21 protein-coding genes and 1 pseudogene are annotated in these 23489 nt (G+C 71.1%); 10 read left to right on the top strand and 12 right to left on the bottom strand.

The features are described from left to right. Window positions 1-28: 28 nt before the first annotated feature. The 4 genes from Ate02nite_RS24320 to Ate02nite_RS24335 all read left to right on the top strand — a co-directional run bounded on the left by Ate02nite_RS24320 (window position 29) and on the right by Ate02nite_RS24335 (window position 5353). Window positions 29-2398, top strand: coding sequence for a phosphoketolase family protein (locus Ate02nite_RS24320; RefSeq protein ID WP_203809352.1), 2370 nt, complete (start codon window positions 29-31; stop codon window positions 2396-2398). A gap of 72 nt (window positions 2399-2470) precedes the next feature. After that, window positions 2471-3988 carry a dolichyl-phosphate-mannose--protein mannosyltransferase gene (locus tag Ate02nite_RS24325; RefSeq protein ID WP_203809353.1) on the top strand — a complete coding sequence of 506 codons (1518 nt, stop codon included), beginning with the start codon at window positions 2471-2473 and terminating at the stop codon, window positions 3986-3988. Window positions 3989-4369: 381 nt separating this feature from the next. Continuing rightward, window positions 4370-4903: a pyridoxamine 5'-phosphate oxidase family protein gene (locus Ate02nite_RS24330; RefSeq protein WP_203809355.1), complete on the top strand. Its 534-nt coding sequence runs from the start codon at window positions 4370-4372 to the stop codon at window positions 4901-4903. A 48-nt stretch (window positions 4904-4951) separates the two neighbouring features. Continuing rightward, window positions 4952-5353, top strand: a complete 402-nt coding sequence (locus tag Ate02nite_RS24335) for a hypothetical protein (protein ID WP_203809357.1) — start codon at window positions 4952-4954, stop codon at window positions 5351-5353. Here the strand turns inward: Ate02nite_RS24335 and Ate02nite_RS24340 are convergent. The 3 genes from Ate02nite_RS24340 to Ate02nite_RS24350 form a co-directional block, all read right to left on the bottom strand. Next, complete coding sequence (locus tag Ate02nite_RS24340) at window positions 5350-8772, bottom strand: nSTAND1 domain-containing NTPase (protein ID WP_203809359.1); 3423 nt, start codon at window positions 8770-8772, stop codon at window positions 5350-5352. The two genes, Ate02nite_RS24335 and Ate02nite_RS24340, sit on opposite strands and share 4 nt — an antisense overlap. 104 nt (window positions 8773-8876) lie before the next feature. Then, window positions 8877-9278 (bottom strand): GNAT family N-acetyltransferase, encoded by a 402-nt coding sequence (locus Ate02nite_RS24345; RefSeq protein ID WP_239147645.1) that lies wholly within the window; start codon window positions 9276-9278, stop codon window positions 8877-8879. Beyond that, window positions 9275-9841, bottom strand: coding sequence for a TetR family transcriptional regulator (locus Ate02nite_RS24350; protein WP_203809362.1), 567 nt, complete (start codon window positions 9839-9841; stop codon window positions 9275-9277). Before Ate02nite_RS24350 ends, Ate02nite_RS24345 begins: the two co-directional genes overlap by 4 nt. Before the next feature lie 61 nt (window positions 9842-9902). Between Ate02nite_RS24350 and Ate02nite_RS24355 the strand changes: the two genes are divergently transcribed. Further along, window positions 9903-10766, top strand: a complete 864-nt coding sequence (locus Ate02nite_RS24355) for an oxidoreductase (RefSeq protein ID WP_239147646.1) — start codon at window positions 9903-9905, stop codon at window positions 10764-10766. On the opposite strand, the gene Ate02nite_RS24360 is transcribed toward Ate02nite_RS24355, so the two are convergent. From Ate02nite_RS24360 to Ate02nite_RS24390, 7 genes and pseudogenes are all read right to left on the bottom strand, one after another. Further along, complete coding sequence (locus Ate02nite_RS24360) at window positions 10756-11721, bottom strand: phosphotransferase (protein ID WP_203809367.1); 966 nt, start codon at window positions 11719-11721, stop codon at window positions 10756-10758. The two genes, Ate02nite_RS24355 and Ate02nite_RS24360, sit on opposite strands and share 11 nt — an antisense overlap. Beyond that, window positions 11714-12379: a cysteine hydrolase family protein gene (locus Ate02nite_RS24365; RefSeq protein WP_203809369.1), complete on the bottom strand. Its 666-nt coding sequence runs from the start codon at window positions 12377-12379 to the stop codon at window positions 11714-11716. Before Ate02nite_RS24365 ends, Ate02nite_RS24360 begins: the two co-directional genes overlap by 8 nt. A gap of 16 nt (window positions 12380-12395) precedes the next feature. Continuing rightward, window positions 12396-13694 (bottom strand): FAD-binding oxidoreductase, encoded by a 1299-nt coding sequence (locus Ate02nite_RS24370; RefSeq protein WP_203809371.1) that lies wholly within the window; start codon window positions 13692-13694, stop codon window positions 12396-12398. Next, window positions 13691-14848 carry an acyl-CoA dehydrogenase family protein gene (locus Ate02nite_RS24375; protein ID WP_203809373.1) on the bottom strand — a complete coding sequence of 386 codons (1158 nt, stop codon included), beginning with the start codon at window positions 14846-14848 and terminating at the stop codon, window positions 13691-13693. Before Ate02nite_RS24375 ends, Ate02nite_RS24370 begins: the two co-directional genes overlap by 4 nt. Continuing rightward, window positions 14845-15669, bottom strand: a complete 825-nt coding sequence (locus Ate02nite_RS50025; RefSeq protein ID WP_438871249.1) for a sulfurtransferase — start codon at window positions 15667-15669, stop codon at window positions 14845-14847. The genes Ate02nite_RS24375 and Ate02nite_RS50025 overlap by 4 nt, the downstream gene beginning before the upstream one ends. A 105-nt stretch (window positions 15670-15774) precedes the next feature. Next, window positions 15775-16674: pseudogene (locus tag Ate02nite_RS50030) on the bottom strand (ketopantoate reductase family protein); the annotation flags it as partial. Beyond that, the gene (locus Ate02nite_RS24390) at window positions 16671-17375 is read right to left on the bottom strand and encodes an alpha/beta hydrolase (protein WP_203809375.1); all 705 of its coding nucleotides are present in this window, start codon (window positions 17373-17375) and stop codon (window positions 16671-16673) included. The pseudogene Ate02nite_RS50030 and the gene Ate02nite_RS24390, both read right to left, overlap by 4 nt. 99 nt (window positions 17376-17474) lie before the next feature. Between Ate02nite_RS24390 and Ate02nite_RS24395 the strand changes: the two genes are divergently transcribed. The 5 genes from Ate02nite_RS24395 to Ate02nite_RS24415 all read left to right on the top strand — a co-directional run bounded on the left by Ate02nite_RS24395 (window position 17475) and on the right by Ate02nite_RS24415 (window position 21859). Continuing rightward, window positions 17475-18332: a LysR family transcriptional regulator gene (locus tag Ate02nite_RS24395; protein WP_203809376.1), complete on the top strand. Its 858-nt coding sequence runs from the start codon at window positions 17475-17477 to the stop codon at window positions 18330-18332. An 83-nt stretch (window positions 18333-18415) separates the two neighbouring features. After that, window positions 18416-19231 (top strand): ABC transporter permease, encoded by an 816-nt coding sequence (locus tag Ate02nite_RS24400; RefSeq protein WP_239147648.1) that lies wholly within the window; start codon window positions 18416-18418, stop codon window positions 19229-19231. 15 nt (window positions 19232-19246) lie between these two features. Continuing rightward, window positions 19247-20269 carry a taurine ABC transporter substrate-binding protein gene (locus Ate02nite_RS24405; RefSeq protein WP_203809380.1) on the top strand — a complete coding sequence of 341 codons (1023 nt, stop codon included), beginning with the start codon at window positions 19247-19249 and terminating at the stop codon, window positions 20267-20269. After that, window positions 20256-21023 (top strand): ABC transporter ATP-binding protein, encoded by a 768-nt coding sequence (locus tag Ate02nite_RS24410; protein ID WP_203809382.1) that lies wholly within the window; start codon window positions 20256-20258, stop codon window positions 21021-21023. The genes Ate02nite_RS24405 and Ate02nite_RS24410 overlap by 14 nt, the downstream gene beginning before the upstream one ends. Further along, window positions 21020-21859 (top strand): TauD/TfdA dioxygenase family protein, encoded by an 840-nt coding sequence (locus Ate02nite_RS24415; RefSeq protein WP_203809384.1) that lies wholly within the window; start codon window positions 21020-21022, stop codon window positions 21857-21859. The genes Ate02nite_RS24410 and Ate02nite_RS24415 overlap by 4 nt, the downstream gene beginning before the upstream one ends. A 42-nt stretch (window positions 21860-21901) precedes the next feature. On the opposite strand, the gene Ate02nite_RS24420 is transcribed toward Ate02nite_RS24415, so the two are convergent. Both Ate02nite_RS24420 and Ate02nite_RS24425 read right to left on the bottom strand, forming a co-directional pair. Further along, window positions 21902-22048, bottom strand: coding sequence for a hypothetical protein (locus tag Ate02nite_RS24420; RefSeq protein WP_203809386.1), 147 nt, complete (start codon window positions 22046-22048; stop codon window positions 21902-21904). 597 nt (window positions 22049-22645) lie between these two features. Beyond that, window positions 22646-23470, bottom strand: coding sequence for a GNAT family N-acetyltransferase (locus Ate02nite_RS24425; RefSeq protein ID WP_203809388.1), 825 nt, complete (start codon window positions 23468-23470; stop codon window positions 22646-22648). Window positions 23471-23489 lie beyond the last annotated feature (19 nt).

Below are 23489 nucleotides of genomic sequence, written 5' to 3' on the forward strand. Positions count from 1 at the left end.
TAGACGAAGATCCGCGAAAGGAATCACCGTGACGACGGTCAGTGCCGATCTTGTCCGCACCCTGGGCGAGCCGAGCCAGGAAGACCTGGACCGGCTGGACGCGTGGTGGCGGGCCAACAACTATCTGACGATCGGTCAGATCTATCTGAAGGCCAACCCGCTGCTGCGCGAGCCGCTGAGTGCGGACCACATCAAACCGCGCCTGCTTGGACACTGGGGCACCAGCCCCGGCCTGTCGTTCATCTACGCGCACGTGAACCGCCTGATCAAGCACACCGGGCAGGAGGCCATCTACCTGGCCGGCCCCGGTCACGGCGGTCCGGCGCTGGTGGCGGCCGGCTACCTCGAGGGCACCTACACCGAGCACTTCCCCAACATCACCCAGGACGAGGGCGGCATCCTCCGGCTGTTCCGCCAGTTCTCCAGCCCCGGCGGCATTCCCAGCCACGTGTCGGTGACCACGCCCGGTTCCATCCACGAGGGTGGCGAGCTCGGCTACGTCCTGGTGCACGCGTTCGGTGCTGTCATGGACAACCCCGACCTGCTCGCGATCGCCGTGGTCGGCGACGGCGAGGCCGAGACCGGGCCGCTCGAGGGCTCGTGGAAGGGCATCTCGTTCATCAACCCGGAGCGGGACGGCGCGGTACTGCCGATCCTGCACCTCAACGACGGCAAGATCTCCGGACCGACGGTGCTCGGCCGTAAGGAGCCCGAGCAGGTGCGCCAGCTCCTGCAGGGGCACGGCTACCAGGTCATCGAGGTCACCGGCGACGACCTGCCCGGCATGCACGTCCGGTTCGCCCAGGCGTTGGCCGAGGCGTACGGAGCGATCAAGGCCAAGAAGTCCGGCGACAAGTCGGTCGCCTGGCCGGTGATCGTGCTGCGGTCCCCGAAGGGCTGGACCGGCCCGCACGAGGTCGACGGGATCGTGGTCGAGGGCACGTGGCGCTCCCACCAGGTGCCACTGTCCGGCGTCCGGGAAAACCCGGAACACCTCAAGCTGCTGGAGAAGTGGCTCAAGTCGTACCGTCCGGAGGAGCTCTTCGACGCCACCGGCGCGCCGTCCGCCCTGGTCAAGGACCAGTCGCCGGAGGGCAACCTGCGGATGAGCGCCACCCCGCACGCCAACGGCGGCGTGCTCACCCGCGACCTCGACATGCCCGACTTCCGTAAGTACGGCATCGACGTCACGAAGCCCGGCACCCAGCGGGCCGAGTCGACCCGCAAGCTCGGCGAGCTGATGCGCGACATCTACACGTCGAGCCCCGACCGGTTCCGGCTGTTCTGCCCCGACGAGACCAACAGCAACCGCCTCGGCGCGGTGTTCGAGGTCTCCGACCGGGCGTTCATGGAGCGCACCACCGCCGACGACGTCAAGCTGGGCCCGAACGGCCGGGTGATGGAGGTGCTCAGCGAGCACAACTGTCACGGCTGGCTCGAGGGCTACAACCTGACCGGGCGGCACGGCCTGTTCGCCACCTACGAGGCGTTCGCCATGGTCAGCGCGTCCCAGACGGTGCAGCACGGCAAGTGGCTGCAGGAAGCCGCGCACCTGCCCTGGCGGGCCAAGGTGCCAAGCCTCAACATCCTGCTGACCAGCACCGCGTGGCGTAACGACCACAACGGCTTCAGCCACCAGGGTCCCGGCCTGTTGCAGGTCGTGCTCAACCAGCGCGGCAACGTCGCCCGGGTCTACCTGCCGCCGGACGCCAACACGCTGCTGTCGGTGGCCGACCACTGCTTCCGGTCGCGTTCGTACGTCAACCTGATCGTCATCGACAAGCAGCCCCAGCTGCAATACCTGTCGATGGACGAGGCGATCGCGCACTGCGAGCGCGGCGCCGGCATCTGGGACTGGGCCGGCACCGACGACGGCGAGACCGACCCCGACATCGTCCTGGCCAGCGCCGGCGACGTGGTCACCATGGAGACGGTGGCAGCCGCGCAGATCCTCAAGGAGCGGCTGCCCAACTTCAAGGTCCGGGTGGTCAACGTCGTCAACCTGATGACGCTGCCGCGCCCGAAGGACCACCCGCACGGCATGTCGGACGTCCAGTTCACCGAGCTGTTCACCGACACGGTCGACGTGGTGTTCGCCTTCCACGGCTACCCGGGCGCCATCCACCAGCTGGTGCACGGCCGGCCCGACGCCGACCGGTTCCGGGTGCGTGGCTTCATCGAGCAGGGCACCACGACCACCCCGTTCGACATGACGGTCCGCAACAAGACGTCGCGTTACCACCTGGTGATGGACGCCATCAACAACGCCAAGCGCCTGCCGCGCGGCGCCGCCGACCTGAAGTCCTGGTGTGAATCCCAGCTGGCCCGCCACGAGCAGTTCGTGGTGGAGAACCTGGAGGACATGCCCGAGGTCCGCGACTGGGCCCTGCCTGCCTAGTGTCCGATAGATCTCGTGTCCGATAGACGAGGGCCGTTCCCGCTGGGTGGGAGCGGCCCTTATCATTCCCGCGTGACCACAGCGACGGCTGTCAAAGTCGACGTCCCGCCCGCCCCGGCGACCACTCCCGGCGTGCCCGGCGTTCCCGGCATCGTGCGGCGCCGGCTGGCGACCTTGGAGAACTGGCTCGACCCGTACTCGTGGCTGGTCACCGCGGTGGTCACGGTGATCGCCGGGATCCTCCGCTTCCAGGGCCTGACCAGCGCCAAGGGCTATGTCTTCGACGAGGTCTACTACCCGACCGACGCGTGGGACATGCTCCAGCACGGCGTCGAGTGGGACGAGCGCACCAACGGCCCCGCCTACGTGGTGCACCCGCCGCTCGGCAAGTGGCTGATCGCGCTCGGCGAGAAGGCGTTCGGCAACAACGAGCTGGGCTGGCGTTTCCCGGTCGCGGTGGCCGGCACCCTGATGGTGCTGGTGCTGATCCGGGTCGCGTACCGGCTGTTCCGCTCGGTCCTGCTGGCCGGCACGGCCGGCCTGCTGCTGACCCTGGACGGCTTCCAGCTGGTGCTGTCCCGCACCTCCCTGCTGGACATCTTCCTCGGCCTGTTCGTGCTGCTCAGCTTCGCCGCACTGGTCCTCGACCGGGACCACTACCGGCGCCGCCTGTTGCGCAACCTGGAGGACGGCCGCACCGCCCGGATCATCCCGTGGTGGCTGCTGACCGCCGGCGCGCTGTTCGGCCTGGCCTGCGGGGTGAAGTGGAGCGGCCTGTTCTTCCTGCCGTTCTTCGGCGCGCTGGCCGTGCTCTGGCGGGTGCAGGCCCGCCGCTCGGCCGGCCAGCCGGCTCGCTTCCAGATCGACGACCTGGCCTGGGGTGCGCTGAGCGTCGCCCTGACCCTGGTGTTCTACCTGGCCACCTGGACCGGCTGGTTCGTCACCAACACCGGCTGGTTCCGGCACTACCGCCAGGACAGCGGCCTGAGCGAGCCGCCGATCCTGGGCGCCCTGCTCAACCTGGCCCATTACCACCAGAAGGCCTACGAGTTCCACAGCGGACTGACCTCCCCGCACGGCTCCCAGTCCTGGCCGTGGCAGTGGTTGCTGCTGGGCCGCCCGGTCAACTTCTACTGGCCCGGCGCCACCGGTTGCGGCGCGCCGAGTTGCGCCCGGCAGATCCTGCTGCTGGGCACGCCGTTGCTGTGGTGGTCGTTCCTGCCGGCCCTGGTGGCCCTGGTCTGGTTCGGCATCGCCCGGCGCGACTGGCGGGCCTGGGCGATCCTGATCCCGGTCGCGGGCGGCCTGCTCCCGTGGTTCTACTACGCGGTCAAGGACGGCCGCACGATGTTCTCGTTCTACGCCCTGCCCGCACTGCCGTTCCTGATCCTGGCCGTGACGTACGTGCTGGGCGCCATCATGAGCGGCCCACCCGGCTCCGACCGCCGAACCCTGGGCATCGCGGCCGCCGGCCTGTACATGGCCGCGATAGCCATCTGCTTCTTCTACTTCCACCCCATCTTCGTAGGCCAGGTGATCACCTACGAGGGCTGGTCCCAGCGCATGTGGCTGGGCAACCGCTGGATCTAGATCAAACCCTTTTGCCGGTACGGGCGACGCGGTCGACAACCGCAATTCCCCCCGACCGCCGCCACCACGCGACCAGCGTGCAACACCGGCGCGTGCCGCGCCTCTCGCGCAACCGGGCAGGCTGGCGCTCGTCCTGATCGGCGGGGCGAGCTCCGGCGGGCTGGGTCTTGGGCCGGGAGCGCCCGTGACGGGCGCGCGGAAGGTGAGTTCCGGCGACCGGGACCGAATGCCACGGGAGTGCTTGGGCGCAGTCCCTCCAGGTACCGCATTGCCAGGGTTTCCTCGTGACCGGCGACCGGTCGGCTCGTGAGGGTGTGCGTTGGGCGATCGGGTGGAACGCGGGGCGGTGACCGGGGGTGGGGGCAGGGCTACGTTGGGGCCATGCTGGAGACCGCTGAAGAGATCGCCGCGCTGCAGGGGCTGCTTGATCGGTCGCACGCGGGCGCTACCGGGCATCTCAGGAACATCGTGCACGCGGGGCGGACGCTCACCGCGGAGGACCTCGCCGGGGTTCTGGTCGGCATGAAAGTGCTCAGCGTCGCTACCGTGACCGCGACCGGGGAACCGCGGATCAGTGCGCTCGACGGGCACTTCCTGCACGGCACCTGGACCTTCAGCACCGCCGGGTCGGCGGCCAAGGCGCGGCACATCGAGCGGCGGCCGGCGGTCAGCGTCGCGCACATCGATGGCGAGGAGTTTGCCGTCTTCTCGCACGGGTGGGCCGAGCAGATCTTCCCGGTCGACGACGACTGGAAGGAGACCCTCGAACACTGGACCAATTACTACGACAGTTCGCCGCTTAGCTGGGGCGAGGACGTCCGGATGTACCGGCTCGCGCCGCACTGGATGGTGGGGTACGCGGCCGACCGCCTGGGAGTGCTGAGCCGGCGTGGGATCGGTGTGGACTCGGCATGATCGAGTGCAGTAAATTCCGCTCGCCGAAGATCCCGGAGAGGCGGCGGAATGACAACTGCGGAACGGGTGAACCTGCTGGTTCCGGCCGAGGTGGTGCCCCGGCTGTCCATTCCGGAGACGGCCGGCGCGACGCCCGCGCCGATCCGCGGTGGTGACCTGTTCGTGCGCGGTGTCCCGGCGGCGGTCGCCGAGCAGTGGATCGAGCGCAACCCGGGCGTCTACACCGTTTCCCGGCGGCCGGTGGTGCGGCGTTACCCGGCCCGCACATATACCGTCGCGGCCGTGCTGGTCCTGATCGTCGCGGTGCAGGCGGTGATCGTGCCGGCGGTCGGCGAGACCGGCCCGTTCTGGGTGTGGCTGTTCGCCCCGGCTCTGGCCGCGGCCGGCATCACCCTGGCCTACAAGTCGATCCCGTTCGGCCATGTGCGCTTCGCCCGGGCCAGAGGCTAACTGAGCGCCAACTCGTCCCGCTGTTGCGGTGTGAGCGTCACGGTAAGACTCGACCGGGCCAGGTCCAGCAGGGCATCTTCGCTGGTGGGTGTGCGGTAGATGAACACGTGTCGGTCGGGAGAGCCGGTGGCGAGGCGTCCGTCGGGCGCGAAGGCCATCGACCGGACCAGCCCGGTGTGGTCGGTGAGGGTCTGTTGTAGCTGCCCGTCGAGGCCCCAGATCCGCACCTCTCTGTCCCAGGAACCGGTGGCGAGGCGTCCGTCGGGCGCGAACGCCACGGACGTGACCGGGCCGGTGTGGTCGGTAAGTTCGTGCAGCGGTTGCCCATCGCGGCTCCAGATCTGGGCTGTCCGGTCGCTCGAGCCCGTGGCGAGGCGCCCGTCGGCGGCGAAAGCCACCGACAGAAATTGGCCGTTCGGGGTGTGCTGCGGTTGCCCGTCCCGATCCCAGATGCGGACCGTCCCGTCGTCGGAGGAAGCGGCCAATCGTCCGTCGGGCGCGAACGCCACCGACCCGATCGGCTCGGTGTGTCCAGTGAGTTCGTGCCGTGGCTGCCCGTCCCGATCCCAGATGCGGACCGTTCCGTCGTCGGAGCCGGCGGCGAGGAGCCCGCCGGCCGAAAACGCCACCGCCGCCACCGGGTCGACCCCGCCGGCCAGGGTGTGCAGCAGGTGGCCGTCGGGGTTCCAGATCCGGACCGTCTTGTCGTCGGAAGCGGTGGCGAGGCGTCCGTCGGGCGCGAACGCCACCGACCGGATCGGCCCGGCGTGGCCGACGAGGGTGCGCAGCAGTCGCCCGTCGGGGTCCCAGATCCGGACCACCTCGTCCACCGAGCCGGTGGCGAGCCGCCCGTCGGCCGCGAACGCCACCGACGTCACCGGGAAGGCGCACTCGATGACCTGGATCTGCCCGGCTGCTGCGGGCTCCTCGTGCAGCGGTGGGTGTCCGGCCAGGAGCTGTACCTGCTGAGCCTCGGGGTCCCAGATTCTGATCGTCCGGTCGTCCGAAGCGGTGATTAGGCGCTGGTCGGCCGTGAACGCCACCGACTGGATCGGCCCGGTGCGGTTGGAGAGGATGTGCAGGAGTTGCCCGTCGACGCTCCAGATTCTGGCCGGCCGGGTGTTGCTGCCAGTGGCGAGGCGTCCGTCGGGCGCGAACGCCACCGACGTGAACGCACAGGCGTGATCGCGGGTCCGCGACAGCTGCCCGTCGGGGCTCCAGATGACGAACGAACCGTGCCAGACGCTTGCGGCCAGGCGTCCGTCGGCCGCGAACGCGACCGAGGTCACGGTGCTCCCGAAGCCGGTGAAGACGTGCAGCTGTTCCCCGTCGCGACTCCAGATCATGACCTTCGCGTGGGAGGGGCCGGTGTTGGCGGAGCCGGCGGCGAGCCGTCCGTCCGGCGCGAATGCCACCGACGTGACACCGTCGTCAATGTCGTGTAGAACGTGCAGCAGCTGCAGGTCTGGGTTCCAGATCCGGACCAGACGGTCGATCGAACCGGCGGCGAGACGGCCGTCGGGTGCGAATGCCACCGAACGGATCATGCCGAAGGAGTCGCTGAGGACATTCAGCAGCCGACCACCGGGAGCCCAGACGCGGACCGTGTTGTCGTCGGAGCCGGTGGCGAGGCGTCCGTCGGGCGCGAATGCCACCGACGCGACCTGGTCGGTGTGGCCCGTGAGGATGTATGCCAGCCGGCCGTCGGGGTTCCAGACCCGGACCGACGCGTCCTCGAAACCGGCGGCGATCCGTCCGTCGGGCGCGACCGCCACGGATGTCATAGGGGTCAGGGCCGTCCAGATCGGAGTCTTGACGTACGGGACAGCGAGTCCGAGCGCATGCGCCGCCAGCGGGGTCGGGCTTAGCTCGGTATATGCCGCGTATGCCATGGCCAGCGCGAGCGGCCGGTCGGAGCTGAGCGCGAACATGGCCTGCCGGGCGATCAGATCGGCCTTTCGCCGGCGGTTGGCGTCGTCGTGGGCGAGCGCGGCGTCGAGGAACCGGCGAGCGAGCGACGGCAACGCGGCGATCTCGGCCAACTGGCGCAGATCGTCGAGGCGGCGTCCCTCGACCAGATACTCCAGGTCGTGCGCGGCGGCCTCCCACGCGCCGGCCAGCGTGGTCACCTCGGTGATCCGCCGCAGCTGCCCGGCGTGGCTGTCGATGTGGTCGCGAAGTTCGGGCCACTGCCGAAGCAGTGCCTCGTGACCGAGCGCGAACACCACCGTGCCGTCCCGGGTGTCGCTGGTGATGAGGCGTTGCTCCACGAACGCGTGGACCACGGCCAGGCTGCCGTCGTCCAGGTCGCCGGCGTGGACGGTCTGCCGGGTCGGTTCCGAGCCGCTGAGCGACACGAACGCGAGGAGCGCGTCGAGGCATTCGTGCCGGGCACGCCCGGAGTTGGTGACGGCGGTGTTCGCCCGGCGGGTGATGATGCCGTTGACCGCGCCCGCGGCCTGATAGCCGGCCCGGCTGATGTGATGGTCGGGGCCGCGCCGGTCGTAGAGGTCGCTGAGGAAATAGCTCAGCAGCGGAAGCGCGTCGCCGGTGCCGACCTCGGCGAGGATGTCGTCGACGAGGCCGTCGTCGAACGTCGTGTCGGTCTGCTCGGAAGGTTCGGTGACGACCTGCCGAAGCTGCCGCGTGGTCATGGCATTCACCATGAACGGCACGGTGAACAGCGGCGACCCCGGCCCTTGCTGGAAGCAGCCGACATATTCGGAGCGCACCGTCGCCACGACGTGCAGCCGGCGGTCGAGGTCGATCAGTTTCGCGATCAGCCCCATGAAACGGTCGCGGTCCTCGGCCGTGTGCAGCGTGGCGAGTTCCTCCAGCTGGTCGATGACGATCAGGAGGCGGTCCGCCGGCCGCCGCAGCTCGCTCAGCCGGCGCGCCAACTGGGTGACGGGCTCGGCGGTGACGTCGGCGATACCCAGAACCGACCCCAGCTGCCCGAGGCCGTCCATGCCGGGCGCGAAATCCGGCAGCACCTTCCACCGGTGATCCAACCGCTGCAGGAGACCGGCCAGCACCAGCGACGATTTGCCCACCCCCGACGGGCCGACCACCGGCACGAACCGCAGACGGGGAACGTCCGCGCTCAACACCCGCTCGGCCAGATCCCGGATCTCCTGCCCCCGGCCGGCGAACACCGCGGCCCGGTCCCTCGTGAAAGGAGCCAGCCCGGGGTACGGGTTGCCACCCGCATCGGCCCACCGCGGAACCGCCCGGATCCGGCCGCGTCGCTGCCAGCCCCACGCGACGAGAACGCCGAGAGTCATCAACCCGCCGAGCGCGGCGGAATAGGTTGCCAGCGGCTTCAACCAGCCCGGCCAGTGATCGGCCTGCGCCGTGGCCAGGTTGGTGAACAGGCCGGTCCCGGCTCCGAGGAAGAAGGCGAGGTAGTCGAACCTCATGCGCTCGCGCCGTCGAACCGCCACTTAGCCTCCCGCTCGCAAGGTCGATCTCATTGCAGCAGCCGTGCGCGAGCGGCGCCCTCGGCCGATCGGATGCTGGCCGGCTAGAGCAGAGGCTTCGTGCAGAGGACGTCGGGCATCGGCAGGTAGCCCAGCTCCTGCCAGAACCGCAGGCCGGCGGTGTTGTCCGGCATGACCAGCAGGTTTACCCGCGGGCAGCCCAGTGCCTTGAAGCGTCGCTCGAGCTCGGCCACCAGCTCGCTTGCGATGCCTTGGCGGCGGTGGCCGGGGTGGACGGCCAGGCGCAGGATCCAGCCGCGGCGGCCGTCGTAGGTGCCCATCACCACGCCGGTCACGGCGGTCTCGTCCAGAGCGACCAGGAACAGTTCCGGGTCGCGGGTCAGTTTCGCCTCCAGCTCGGCTCGCGGCACGATCTCGCGGGCGGCCGCCGCCCACACCGCCGTCACCGCCTCGTAGTCGGGCCAGTCGAACTGCCGGATCCTCACAGGGCCGGGCCCAGGTAGGTGAACGCCTCGTCGAGCAGGGCCACCGGGTCGTCGGTGGAGCCGGGGGCGGACCAGCGGCGCAGCACCGTGACGAAGGCGGCCAGGGCGGTGCCGGCGGCCAGGTCGGCCCGGAACTCGTTGACGCCGCGGGCGGTCAGGGCGCCGGCCAGCATGGTCTGCCACTGGGACTGTCGTTCCAGGAATCTCGCCAGTAGTGACGGGGTGACCAGGACCAGCTGGACCACCCGCAGCGCCTTGTCGCGGGAGTCGCGGCAGTCGTCGATCGCCTCGGCCAGGGCGTGCCGCAGGACCACGGCCGGTGGCTCGGCCGGCGGCCGGGACGCGATCGTGTCGCGCATGACATCGCCCAGGTAGGCCAGCAGCTGGACCAGCACGTCCTCCTTGGACGCGAAATAGCGGAAGAACGTGCGGCGGGAGACCCCGGCGGTGGCCACGATCTCGTCGACCGTGGTGACCTCGAAACCCTTGACCGCCATCAGCTGCAGAGCGGCCTCGGTCAGTTCGTCGACCACCAACTGGCGCTTGCGGTCGGCGAGATTCATTCCGTGAGGATACTGGACGCCTCCGTTGACACTCAGTGCCACCGGCGGCAGTATGTGTCGCATGAGCTGGACGGTGGACAACATTCCGGATCAGACCGGCCGGGTTGCCGTGATTACCGGGGCTACCAGTGGGCTCGGCCTGGTCGTGGCGCGGGAGCTGGCTCGGGCCGGGGCTCGGCTGATCATCGGGGCACGCGATCCGGGAAAGGCGAGCGCGACGATCGACCTGCTGCCGGGGACGGGGCATTCGACGTACCCACTGGATCTGGCCGATCTGGACTCCGTGCGCGAGTTTGCGACGGCCGTGCGTAGCGGCCATGGCCGCCTTGATCTTCTGATCAACGACGCCGGGATCATGGCGGTGCCGCGGACGTTGAGCGCGCAGGGGTACGAATTGCAGTTCGCGGTCAACCATCTCGGGCATTTCGCGCTGACCACCGGGCTGCTTGATCGGATCGACGGGCGGGTCGTGACCGTCACCTCGGTGCTGCATCGCAAGGGGCGCCTCGATCTCGACGATCTGAGCGCGGCGTCGGGGTATTCGCCGACCGACGCCTACAACCGGTCCAAGCTGGCCAATATGGTCTTCGCGCTGGAGCTGCACCGGCGGTGGGAAGGCGTCAGCGTGGCCGCTCATCCGGGCTATGCCAGGACCGGGCTGCAGGGGTCGGTGCCGCCGGGGCTGTACCGGTTCCTGCTCACCCGGATCGGCAATCCGCTGGTCGCGGTGTCGGCGGCTCGCGGGGCGCTGCCCTTGCTCTACGCGGCCACCGCGCCGCAGGTGGCGAGCGGTGAGCTGATCGGGCCGGGCGGTCCGGGGGAGATGCGCGGCGCACCGAAGGCGCTGGTCCCGGCGCCGGCCGCGGCCGACCCGGAGGCCGGCCGCCGCTTGTGGGCCGTTTCCGAGCAGTTGGTCACGGCGTAGTCAGGTTGGCTTCCAGGTAGGTGAGGGCGTCCTCGGCGTCGCCGCCGGGTCCGTGCGGCCGGCGCAGGTCGGCCGTGTAGACGGCGATATCGGCCAGAATCCAGTTGAGGCGGTAGAAGGCTAGAGCCTCCGCCGACGGCCTTCGGCCGGTGATTTCGGTGTATCGGACGAGGTCGGTGGCCTCCGAAGAGGGGCCGGCTTCCAACGGGTTCTTCGTCAGGAGCCAGAGGTCTCGCTCGGGTGGGGCTATCCGGGTGGTGTCCCAGTCGATCAGCAGCGGGCCGGTCGGTCCGTGCAGGACATTGCCCGGATGGGGCTCGCCGTGGGTGATCACCCAGCCGGCTGCGCCGGCCTTCAGCCCGGCGGCCATCCGGTCGCGGCGGTCGAGCCAGGCGTGGATCTTGCGCTGGTGGGTGGCCAGGAGAGACTGCGCGGGTACGGCGTAAGGCCCGCCCGTCCAGAGAGTGCCGAGCGTGGCCAGCGCATCGAGCAGTTCCGCGTGCCCCGGCAGTTCCAGGTCGGTGACCTCGGCGAGGCCGGCAATGGCGGGGGTGGCCCGGTGCAGGGCGGCTATCAGCTCCAGCACCGCCTCCCGTGACGCCGGCGAGTGTGGGCCGAAATCGCCGGCGGTCCCGGGCATCAGGGGATACACAGCCATCGCGTGCCGGTGGCCGAGCGGCCACAGCACCCGCGGCGTGCCGAGAGGGGCGACCACGAAGTCGAGGCCAGCGTCGCGGCGCAGCGCCACCGCGGTTTCCAGGGCCCGGGTCAGCGGCGCGAACGAGGACGCGAACCCGAGCCCGTCCACCGTCACGAACCACCGGTCGTCCACCGCCCAGTGGTAGCTGCCCGCGCCGACCGCTCGGTATTCGAGCTCACCCGCGGTGATGCCCCACCCGTCCGCGAGGGCCGCGCGCACGTCGGCGTCGGTGACTCCCTCGGGACGGTCACGCATCGGCGAGCAGGCCGATCACGTCGTCGGTCGTGCGCACATCCCCGTACGTACGGTAAATGGTGTAAAGGGTGTTGTTGTGGTCTTCGTCGCGGCGGGCAGCGTTCGCGTCGGCGACCATCACCACCCGATAGCCGAGCGTGCTCGCGTCCCGGGCCGACGCCTCGCAGCACACGTTGGTGACCGTGCCCGTGATGATCACGTTGTCGATGCCGCGCGCGGGAAGCAGTTCCGGCAGTGGCGACCGCCCCGGGAAGAACGCGCTGGTGGCGGTCTTCTCGACGATCAGATCGGCGTCGTCCACGGTGAACTCGTGCCACAGCCGGTCGCGCGGCGCCCCGGCGCCACCGCTGAGCCGGAACACCTCGGCCTGAGCCGCCCCGAAGAACTCGGTCGCCACCGCGTCCGGCGGCGACACCGCCGGCAGCACCCACACCACCGTCCCGCCTGCGTCCCGCGTCGCGTCGGCGAGCCGCGCGATGTTGGGAACGATGCCCCGCACGTAGCCGCTCTCCTCGGCGAAGAACCCGACCATGTCCACCACGATCAGCGCCGTCCGCGCCGGGTCCAACCGGGTAAAGGCGTGCCTCCGCCCGCGCAACGTCTCCTGCCGCCGATATTCCCGATCCTCGATCCGCCACGCATGCATGAGCCGCTCCACGCCGCCCACCCTAGGGCTACAGGGCCTTGCCGGGGTTGAGGATGTTGAGCGGGTCGAAGACGGCCTTCAGCTGCTGCTGCAGGGCGTGGCTGTCGGGGCCCAGCTCGCGGGCCAGCCAAGCGCGCTTCAGAGTGCCTACGCCGTGTTCGCCGGTTACCGTGCCGCCCAGGTCCAGGGCCAGGGCGAAGATGTCCTCGGCGGCCCGGTGCGCGGCCGGGGCGATCGCGTCGCGGTCCGTCACGATGATCGGGTGCAGGTTGCCGTCGCCGGCGTGGGCCAGGGTGCAGATGCGCACGTCGTGCCGGTGGGCGATCTCCTCGATGGACCGGATCGCGTCGGCCATCCGGGAGCGCGGGACCGCGATGTCCTCGATGAGTGGGCGGCCCAGCCGTTCGATTGCGGGCAGCGCCTGCCGCCGGGCCGCGAGCAGGGTGGCTGCCTCGGCCGGGTCGGTGCTGCTGCGCAGCTCGACCGCGCCCGGCTTGAGCACCGCCTCGGCCGGCGCCGGATCGTCGTCGACCTGCACTATCAGCAACGCCGCGCCGGATAGCCCGAGGGCGGCCAAGGTGGCGGCGTCGAGCAGTTCGGCCATCACCGGCTGGATCCGGGCGGCGGTCAGCGCGACCGACGCGTCGGCGGCCGCCGCCAGGGACGGATAGGTGGCGGCGATGGTCGCGGTCGGCGCGGGCAACGGTCGCAGCCGCAGCGTCGCCGACACCACCACCCCGAGGGTGCCCTCGGAACCGACGAACAGGCCGGTCAGGTCATATCCGGCGACCCCCTTGAGGGTGGCCCGGCCGGTGCTGATCAGCCGGCCGTCGGCCAGCACCACGTCGAGGCCGAGCACCGCGTCCCGGGTCACGCCGTACTTCGCGCAGCGCAACCCGCCCGCGTTGGTGGCGATGTTCCCGCCGATCGTGGAGATCTCCACGCTGGCCGGGTCGGGCGCGTAGGCCAGGCCGGCCGCGGCCGCCGCCCGGTCCAGGTCGGCGGTGATCACGCCGGGTTCGGCGACGGCGATGCCGTCGTCGGGCCGCAGGTCGAGGATCCGGTTCATCCGGCTGAGATCGAGGACGATCTCGCCGGCCCCGGCGGTGGTCGCGCCGGTCAGCGCGGTTCCGGCGCCGCGCGGCACTACGGGTGTACGGGTGGCAGAGGCGCCCCGCAGCACCGCTTGAACGTCGGCCGCCGTCCGCGGGAAGACCACCGCCGACGGGGTGCCGTCCGGCTCCACCCCGGACCGGTCGAGCCGAGCGACGGCCAGGGCCGCCGGGTCGGCGGTCCACTCGACACCGGTCGTATCAAGCCAGCTCACGCGTGCTCCAGAGCGGCCGAACTCAGGGCGGCCGCGCCGATCGCCTGCAGGGCTACGTCCTCCTGGGGGGCGTGCACCAGCGCCGACTGCACGTCGCGGAAGTGCCTCTCCAGGGGGTTGTCGCGGTTCAGGCCGGGGTTGCCGAGCAGCCGGGTGGCCAGGGTGACGGCGGCGACCGCGTGCCGGTTGGCGATCACCCGGGCGGCCAGCGCCTCGGCCCCGGTCGGCGGGGTGCCGGCCTCGAACCGGGCGGTGGCGTCCAGCAGCAGGCGTTCGGCCGTGGACAGCAGGGCCTCGATCTCCCCGGCCGCCGCTTTGAACCGGTCGGTGGTGGCGATCGGCCGGCCCAGGTTGGCCGGCACCCGTTCGTGGGCGAAGCGGTGGAACCAGTCCTGGGCGGCCCGGGCCACCCCGACGTAGATCGCGGCCAGCGGCAGGTGCAGCGCACCACCGGCCAGGTTGTCCTGCTGGGCCCGGTCGTCGGCCGGTACCAGGGCGAGGACGTCGTCGCGGGGGATCGGCACGTCGGTGAAGACCACGTCGTGGCTGCCGCTGGCCCGCAGGCCCAGCTGGTTCCAGGCGGGCACCACCTCGATGCCGAGGGTGTCGGCCGGTACCACGAACGTGCCGACCCGCGGCGACGGCTCGTCGGTGCCGGCCCAGACCAGGAAGTAGCTGAGCCCGGCCGCGCCGGTGACGAACCGCTTCCGGCCGGACAGCGACCAGCCGGAAACGGTGCGGCGGGCGACCGTGGCCGGCAGCCCGCCCCGGGACGGCGAGCCGAGGTCGGGTTCGACCCGGCAGGTGTTCAGCAGGGCCGGCCCGGCCGCCGACGCGGCCAGCACGTCGGCGTAGACGGCGGCCGGCCAGGTCGGGTGCAGCGCCTGGAACAGGTGCGGGAGCTGGGTCATCGAGGCGATCAGGGCCACCGACGGGTCACCCCGGCCCAGCGCCAGCAGGATCCGGGTGAGCCCGTCGACACCCAGGCCGGGCCCGCCGTACTGCCTGCCCACCGTGGCGGTGAGCAGGCCGGCCTCGTGCACCGCTCGGATGCCGGTATGCGGGAACGCGCCGCTCCGGTCGTACTCTCCGGCGTTTGCGGCCAAGACGGCCGTGACGGCCGGCAATTGGGCGAGATCGACGGGCAAGGTCATGGGTTCCCTCCCGTCGCGACCGGCCGGTCCGGGTCGGACGACCAGGCCGACCAGGACCCGGGGTAGAGAGCGGCATCGATCCCGGCGACCGCCAGGGCGGCGATCTCGTGCGCGGCGGTGACCCCGGATCCGCAGTAGACGCCGACCGGACCGGTCACCTCGGCGAAGCGTTCGCGCAGTTCGTCGGCGGTCTTGAAGAGCGGAACGCCGTCCCGCAGGTTGCCGGCGGTGGGTGCGCTGACCGCGCCCGGAATGTGCCCGGCCTTGGGGTCGATCGGCTCCACCTCGCCGCGGTAGCGTTCGCCGGCCCGGGCGTCCAGCAGGGTTCCGGTGCCGGGCAGGGCGGCGGCCTCGTCGGCGGTCAGCACCGGCAGGTGGCCGCCGTCGAGGACGATGTCACTGGCCGGGCGCGGCCGGGCTTCGCCCTGGCCGACGCCGTATCCCTCGGCCCGCCAGGCGGTCAGGCCACCGTCCAGGATGCGTACGTCGGGCACGCCGGCCCAGCGCAGCAGCCACCAGGCCCGAGCCGCGGCCAGTCCGCCGGTGTTGTCGTAGACGACCACGCCGCGTTCCCGGGTGATGCCCCAGCGCCGGGCGGCCTTCTGCAACTGCTCGATGCTCGGCAGTGGATGCCGGCCGGCGCCGGGCGCGTGCGGCCCGGACAGCTCGGTCTCCAGGTCGACGTAGAGCGCACCGGGGATGTGCGTCTCGCGGTAGTGGTCGGCGCCGTGCGGGTCGCCCAGCTGCCAGCGCACGTCGAGCAGCACCGGCGCTTCCGGCTCGGTCACCCGGCGGTACAGGTCGGCCGCGGTGATCAGCACCGGCGGCCGCTCCCGCTCGACGGTCAGGCCGGGCAGGGTGGCGGCCAGGTCGGTGTCGCCCAGCGAACCGGCCGGGGTGGCCTCGGCGACGGCCTGGTGCACCCGGCGGCGGACCGCCTCGTTGTGCGGCGTTTCCACCCCGTGCAGGCGGCCGAGCAGCACGATCTCGCCGTTCAGGTAGTCGATCTCGGGCGGCACCTGGCGGGCCAGGCTCTGCCAGGTCGAGTTGCCGCCCCGCTCGTACCCGGGGATCTCGACGGCCCGGAAACCGCCGGTGTCGGGGGTGGCCGGGGTGATCCCGGCCGCCGCGTAGACGGCCCGGGCCTCGGCCCGCAGCGCCTCCACCGCGGCGGCCCGCAGCGGGCTGGCCGGGTACAGCGCGTCCAGACCGTTGAACAGGTTGCCGATCAGCTTGGTGGCCTTGTGCGCGGCGATGTCCGGGACCACGTGCGTGGTGAAGCCACCCCGGCGCAGGTCCTCGGCGATGGCAGTGACCCGCTCGGTGCCCTCGGGATAGCGGCCCAGCCACAGCACGGCCGGTTCCGGGGCGCCGCGGTTGACCACCACGCCCGGCTCGACGTGCAGGGCCGGGATCCACACCACGCCGCCGATCACCCGGGCGAACGAGCGCAGCGCGATCCGCTCGTTCTCCAGGCCGTTCTGCAGGGTGACGATCGGCAGGTCGGCGGCGGCCGTACCGGTGCTGCCGTCGCTGCGCTTGACCGGCTGCCAGGCCCAGGCGGCGACCGCGGCCGCGGTGTCCTGGGTCTTGGTGGCCAGCAGCAGCACGTCGTCCTCGGTGAGGTCGGCGTCGGCCGGTCCGCTCACCACCGGCAGGTGCAGGGTGTGCTCGCCGTCCGGGCGGACGTACCGCAGGCCGTGCTCGCTCAGCGCGGCGAGGTGCGCGCCCCGCGCCACCAGGAGCGTCTCCACGCCGGCCCGGTGCAGTTCGGCGGCGATCGACGCGCCGACCGCGCCGGCCCCGACGACGATGTAGCGGCTCACGGCTGGACCTGCGCGATCACCGGCAGGTCGGCGCCGAGGCGCAGCCGCTCCAGGAACACGATGATGGTCGCGGCGACCGTGCGGTGGGTGACGTCGTTGAGCACGTCGTGCCGGCCGCCGGTGATCGTGACAAGCGTGCCGGGGTAGTGCGCGCGGGCCTCGGCCAGCGGGCTCACCGTGTCGGCGTCGCCGTGCACGCCCAGGGTCGGCACTCCGACATTGCCTGCATGGCCGATTAGTTCAGTAGGAATTGGAGCCGAAAAAAGAGCGCCCGGGGTTGCCGCGCCGCCACCCAGCACGCGCTGGTGGTTCGGGCATGCGGTGCGAGCCTCGACCTCGGCCTCCCAGCCCAGCAGGTTGACCGCCGGCTGCGGGGTCGCGACCGGCAGGCCGGCCAGGATCAGGGCGTCCAGGCCCGGGGCCCGGCGCGCGGCCAGGGCCAGCCCGAACAGGGCGCCGGTGTCCGAGCCGACGATCACCTTCGGGCCCGGCAGGGAGTCGTCGACAAGGAGCTTCCCGGCCGCGGCGAAGCTCGCCTCCAGGTCGGCGGTGACGTCCGGCAGAACCCGGACCCGGTAGCCGTCGGCGGCGATGCGGCGGCCGAATCGCTCGTAGGCGGCCGCGGTCTCACCGCGACCGGCCGCCACCAGCAGGGTCCCGCGAGCGGCGATGCCGCTGGGTTCGTCGTACGCAGTCGTCATGGTCGTCAGCATGCGTGCGCCCGGACCGTGATGTCCAATACTGATATCCCATCGGAATTAAATAGAATTTCTTATCAATCCGCTGCTAGCGTGCTGCCTATGGGACACGTGCTCGACATCGTCGCACTGCGCAGCCTGGTCGCGGTCGCCGACTGCGGTGGTTTCCACCGGGCCGCGACCACCCTGCTGGTGAGCCAATCGGCGGTCAGTCAGCACGTCCGCCGGCTGGAGAAGGTGATCGGCCGGCCGCTTGTCGAGCGGCAGGGCCGCGGTGCGGTGTTCACCCCGGACGGGCAGGCGCTGCTCGGCGAGGCCCGCCGCATCCTGGGCGCGCACGACGACGCGCTGCGCCGGCTGGTCGGCGCCGACCGGCCGACGGTGACCGTCGGGACCACCGAGCACGCCGCCGACCTGATCCTGCCCGCGGTCACCGCGGCGCTGCCCGGCCACCAGGTCCGGTTCCGGATCGACCGCACCCGCCGGCTCGACGACGCGGTCGACCGCGGCATGATCGACCTGGCCGTGCACCTGGCCGAGGCGTCCAACGCGACCGGTGTCCCGGTCGGCTCGTTGCCCCTGAGGTGGTACGCAGCGCCCGGCTGGCAGCCGCCGGCCGGCCGCGGGTGGCCGGTGGTGGCCATCGAGGAGCCGTGCGTGCTGCGCCGCCGGGCCCTCGCCGCGCTGGCCGCGCGGGGTCTGGACCCCTATGTGGTGTGTGACTCCGGCTATGCCGCCGGGGTGCTCGACGCGGTGCGCTCCGGGCTCGGGGTGGCCCTGATGGCCGAGACCGCCTCCACTCCGGACGGCGTGGTCGCCCGGCCCGATCTGCCGCCGGTCAAGTCGGCCGAACTGCTGCTGCGCGCCCGCAACGGGTCCGACCCGCGGGTGGCCGACGCGGTCGCCGCCGAGATCCGCTCCGCGCTGGGTGTCCAGCAGCCGGGACAACTGGTTGCATAAAACCGATAGGCAAGGTAGGAAATGGGCATTCACGCGCCCGTCCTGGAGTGACCCCCTTGTCCACATCGCTGGAAACCCGTCCCGTGACGGTCGCGCCTGCCGCGACCCTCGCCTCGCCGCGGCGCAAGCGCCGCATTCTGCTGCGGCTGGTCGCGCTGGTGGTGCTGTACGCGCTGTGGGAACTCGCGGCGCGCACCACCCAGAACCCGACCTTCATTCCCTCGCCCGGGGCGGTCTGGCATCAGCTGGTCGTCACCTCGACAGTCCATGACGGCGTACGGGGTTACAGCGGTCACCTGCTGATCGAACACCTCGGGGTCTCCCTGCGGCGCATCCTGATCGGCTCGGTCATCGGGGTCGCGGGTGGCCTCGTGCTCGGCCTGATCATGGGCACGGTGACCTGGTTCCGGGTGGTCACCGAGCCGGTCGTGACGTTCGTGCGGGCCCTGCCCCCGCTGGCCTACTTCAGCCTGTTCATCATCTGGTTCGGCATCGACGAGACGCCGAAGCTGTGGCTGCTGTCGATCGCCGCTCTGCCGCCGGTCGCCGTGGCCACCGCCGCGGCCGTGCTCGGCGCGCCCACCGGCCTGGTCGAGGCGGCCCGGGCGCTCGGCGCGAGCAAGTGGCAGGCGGTGCGGGACGTGGTGCTGCCGCACGCCCTTCCCGAGATCTTCACCGGCGTGCGGATCGCGGTGGGCGTCGCCTACTCGTCGGTCGTCGCGGCCGAGACCATCAACGGCGTTCCCGGCATCGGCGGCATGGTCCGCGACGCCCAGCGCTACTCGCAGACCGACGTCGTCGTACTCGGACTGTTCGCCATCGGCCTCTCCGGCCTGCTCATCGACGCCCTGCTGCAGATCGCCGAAAAGCGGCTGATCCCGTGGCGCGGTCGCGCATAGATAGGGAATGCACTGATGAAGAAGATTTTCGCTTCGCTGGCCGCTGTCGTCGTCCTGGCCGGCTGCGGTAACGGCGCCGCCAGCGGTGGTGACGGGGCAGCCGACAAATCCATCCGCATCGCCTACCAGGCGTTCCCCAGCGGCGACCTGGTCGTGAAGAACCAGGGCCTGCTCGAGAAGGCGCTGCCCGACTACAAGATCACCTGGACCAAGTTCGACTCCGGTGCCTCGATCAACACGGCCTTCGTCGCGAAGAGCCTGGACATCGCGGCCATCGGCTCGTCCCCGGTCGCCCGCGGCCTGTCCGCCCCGCTGAACATCCCCTACCAGGTGGCGTTCGTGCTGGACGTGGCCGGCGACAACGAGGCACTGGTCGCCCGCAACGGTTCCGGCGTCACCGACGTGGCGAGCCTCAAGGGCAAGAAGGTGGCCACGCCGTTCGCGTCGACCGCCCACTACAGCCTCCTCGCCGCCCTCGACCAGGCCGGCGTGAAGGAGTCCGAGCTGACCATCGTCGACCTCGAGCCGCAGGACATCCAGGCCGCCTGGACCCGCGGTGACCTGGACGCCGCGTACACCTGGCTGCCGTCCCTGGCCTCGCTGAAGAAGGATGGAAAGGTCCTGATCAGCAGCCGGGAGCTGGCCACCGCCGGCAAGCCGACCCTCGACCTCGGCGTGGTGTCCACCGCGTTCGCCACCGCCCATCCCGACGCGGTCGACGCGTGGCGCAAGGTCGAGGCCCAGGCGCTCGACCTGATCGCGTCCGACCCGGCCGCCGCCGCCAAGTCGGTCGGGGCCGAGCTCAACCTGTCGCCGGCCGAGGCCCAGGACCAGCTGTCCCAGGGCGTCTTCCTCAAGCCCGCCGACCTGGCCTCGGCCGAGTGGCTGGGCACCGAGGGCAGCGTCGGCAAGCTCGCCGACAACCTGGTCAGCGCGGCCGAGTTCCTCAAGAAGCAGCAGAAGATCGACGCCGTGCCGGCCCTGGCCGACGTGCAGAAGGCCATCTACGTGAAGGGCCTGCCCGGTGTCCTCGGCTGACGCGGCCGCAGTTGTCCTCGATGGCGTCACGCACTCGTACGGGGACGTGACGGCGGTCGGCCCGGTTGACCTGTCGGTGCCGTCCGGTGAGTTCCTGGTCCTGGTCGGTGCGTCGGGGTGCGGCAAGAGCACCCTGCTGCGGCTGATCGCCGGATTTGAGAAGCCGACGTCGGGCTCGGTGCTGACGGCCGCGGTGCCGCCGGTGCCGGGGCGCGGTGCCGGGCTGGTCTTCCAGCAGCCACGGCTGTTCCCGTGGCGCACGGTCGGCGGCAACATCGCCCTGGCGCTGCGCTACGCCGGTCTGCCGGCCACGACTGCTCGCATCGAGGAGCTGCTCGAGCGGGTGGGCCTGCACGACGTGGCCAAGCGGCGGATCTGGCAGATCTCCGGCGGCCAGCAGCAGCGGGTGGCGATCGCCCGGGCGCTGGCCGTCGACAACCCGCTGCTGCTGCTCGACGAGCCGTTCGCGGCCCTGGACGCGCTGACCCGGGAACGGTTGCAGGAGGACCTGCGCCGGGTCAGCGCGGAAACCGGCCGCACCTGCGTGTTCGTGACGCACAGCGTGGACGAGGCGGTCTTCCTCGGCAGCCGGGTGGTCGTGCTGACCCCCCGGCCCGGCCAGGTCGCCCTGGACCTGCCGATCGACCTGCCACGCACCGGGGTCGAGCCGGAGGAGTTGCGCAGCCTGCCCGCCTTCGCCGCGGCACGCACCCAGGTGGGTGCCGCGGTCCGACACCCAGGAGTGTTCGCATGAAGGAACTCGAACCGCTGGGCCCGCACTTCGGGGCCATCGTGCACGGCGTCGACCTGGCCTCGGTGTCCGACACCGAGCTGGCTTCGCTCCGCGAGGCGCTTGTCGACCGGAAGGTGCTGTTCTTCCGCGACCAACTCCTCGACGACGACGGCCAGGTGGCCCTGGGCCGCCGGGTAGGAGAGCTGACCGCCTCGCACCCGGTGGTCGGCGGCGTAGACGCGGCCCACCCCGAGGTGTATGCCCTGGACAGCGCCGACAACGGTTTCGCCGACGTGTGGCACACCGACGTGACGTTCATGAAGCGCCCGCCCTTGGGCTCGATCCTGCGCGCGGTGGTGCTGCCACCGACCGGTGGCGACACCCAGTGGGCCGACGCCCAGCTGGCGTACGACTCGCTGTCCGCCCCGGTGCAGCGCCTGGCCGACGAGCTCACGGCGGTGCACGACGGCAACCGCGAGTTCGGCTACTACCTGGCCCAGCGCCGAGGCGGCAAGGGCAACGAGTGGGACGGCGAGGTGGTCACCCAGCTGACCCCGGTCGAGCATCCCGTGGTGCGGGTGCATCCGGAGACCGGCCGCAAGGGCATCTTCGTCAACCCCGGTTTCACCTCGCACATAGTCGGCGTCTCCGAGTTCGAAAGCCGGGGCATCCTCGACCTGCTCTACGCCCACCTGACCAAGCCGGAACACATCGTGAAGCACCGCTGGCGCCCCGGCGACGTAGCGATGTGGGACAACCGCAGCACCGCTCATTACGCGAACCGCGACTACGGCACCCAGCGCCGGGTAATGCACCGCATCACCCTCCGAGGCGACGTCCCGGTAGGCCCGAGCTAACTGATTGGTGACCCCGGTGCGGCAGCCCGGGGTCACCCCACGTCAGGGCGCGCTGACCGCGGTCACGTAGGCGTGCACGAAGGAGGTCCCGACGACCGAGCCATGCCGGATGCCCGCTTCGGTGACCGCCCGCTGCAGCGTCTCCACGACCTCTTCGTTCTCGCCGACGGCGAAGGCATGCGTGGTCAAGCTAGTTCTCCTGTTGCACTCGCCGCACCGATCGACGCGCGCCGGAACTGGCGGATTTTGTCAGGAAAGAAAGATCCCTTTTCCGTACGCGCCGGACCACTCCCGTGGCACTCGGTCCCGCTGGGCGCAACTCACCCTCCGCGCGCCCGCCCGGGCGGTCCCGACCCAAGACCCCAACCCAAACCCGCCCTGCCGGCAAACCCCGCCGACCAGGACAAACACCAGCCTGTTCGACAGTTTGCACTGCTTACCCGTACGCGCTGCTCTGCGCACCTCGGGTAAGCGCCAGGCGGGCCGCTCCAGGCACGAGGGCGTTTTGTGGGCGTTTGCGCCGGCCGTACTGGCCGGTTCCGCATCCGGGTCTTCCCGCCTGGAACGGGCCTGAACTCGCGCGCTTACCGGAGGTACGCAGAGCAGCGCGCATTGGTGCGCAAAGCAAAGCTTGCCGAGGGGTGAGTGGCCGGTTGCGCGAGAGTCGCGGCACGTGCCGGTGATGCACTCCGGTCGCGCGGTGGCGGCGGTCGGGGGTATTTGCGGTTGTCGACGGTGTCGCCCGTACCGGCAAGGGTTTCTCTGGACCTTGATCCTGAAAGGTGTCTAGAGCGCGTAGTAGTCCTCGGTGATCACCGGGTGGAAGCCCAGCGAGGTGTAGAGGTGCAGGGCTCGGTCGTTGTCGGTGGCCACCTCCAGGTGGACCACGGTCGCGCCGTCGGCTCGGGCTGTTCGGCACATGCGGTGCAGGACGTCTCGGCCGATGCCTTGGCCCTGCAGGTCGGGGTGGATCACGAAGCCGTAGACACCGGCCCGGTCGCCCTCGCGGTGCAGCCGGGCGGTGCCGATCGGGTGGCCGTCCTGCTCGACCACCAGGGTCTCCGGGTCGCGGCCGGCTGACTCGGGCGGGTCCCAGCCGAAGCCGAGGCGCAGGATCTCGCGCACGGCCGGCTGGTCGGCCTCGGCGGCGGGGCGCACGGTGATCCGGGGATCGGCCGGGACATAGACAGGCTCGTCGAGCATCTCCAGGGCGTGTTCGCTGTGGTCGAGACGGCCGCCATGGCGCTCGGCGAGTGCCCGGCCCGCGGTCGAGGGACGGGGCACGACAAGCAGCACCGAGGTGTGCTCGCGCTCCCTGCAGAGCTCCAGCCCGGCGGTGAGCAGCGCGGTGCCGATGCCTCGCCCGCGTGCGGCCGGGTCGACCATGCCGGCCAGCTCCAGTTCCGGTGCGCCGTGCGCGTAGACGCCCAGGAAGCCGAGCAGCCGGTCGCCGTCCCACCACAGGACGTCCTCGGCGGCCTGGCCGGAGCGGTTGCGCAGCGCGTTCCACTCCAGCTTGAGCCGCCCGCCGTCGGCCGCGACCACACGGTGCTCCAGGTCGGCGATGGCTTGCAGAGCGGCCGGGGACAGTCCGGCGGAGAGGGTGACCATGACGCCAACCTCATCACGA

It is taken from the genome of Paractinoplanes tereljensis, assembly GCF_016862435.1.
Classification (GTDB): domain Bacteria; phylum Actinomycetota; class Actinomycetes; order Mycobacteriales; family Micromonosporaceae; genus Actinoplanes; species Actinoplanes tereljensis.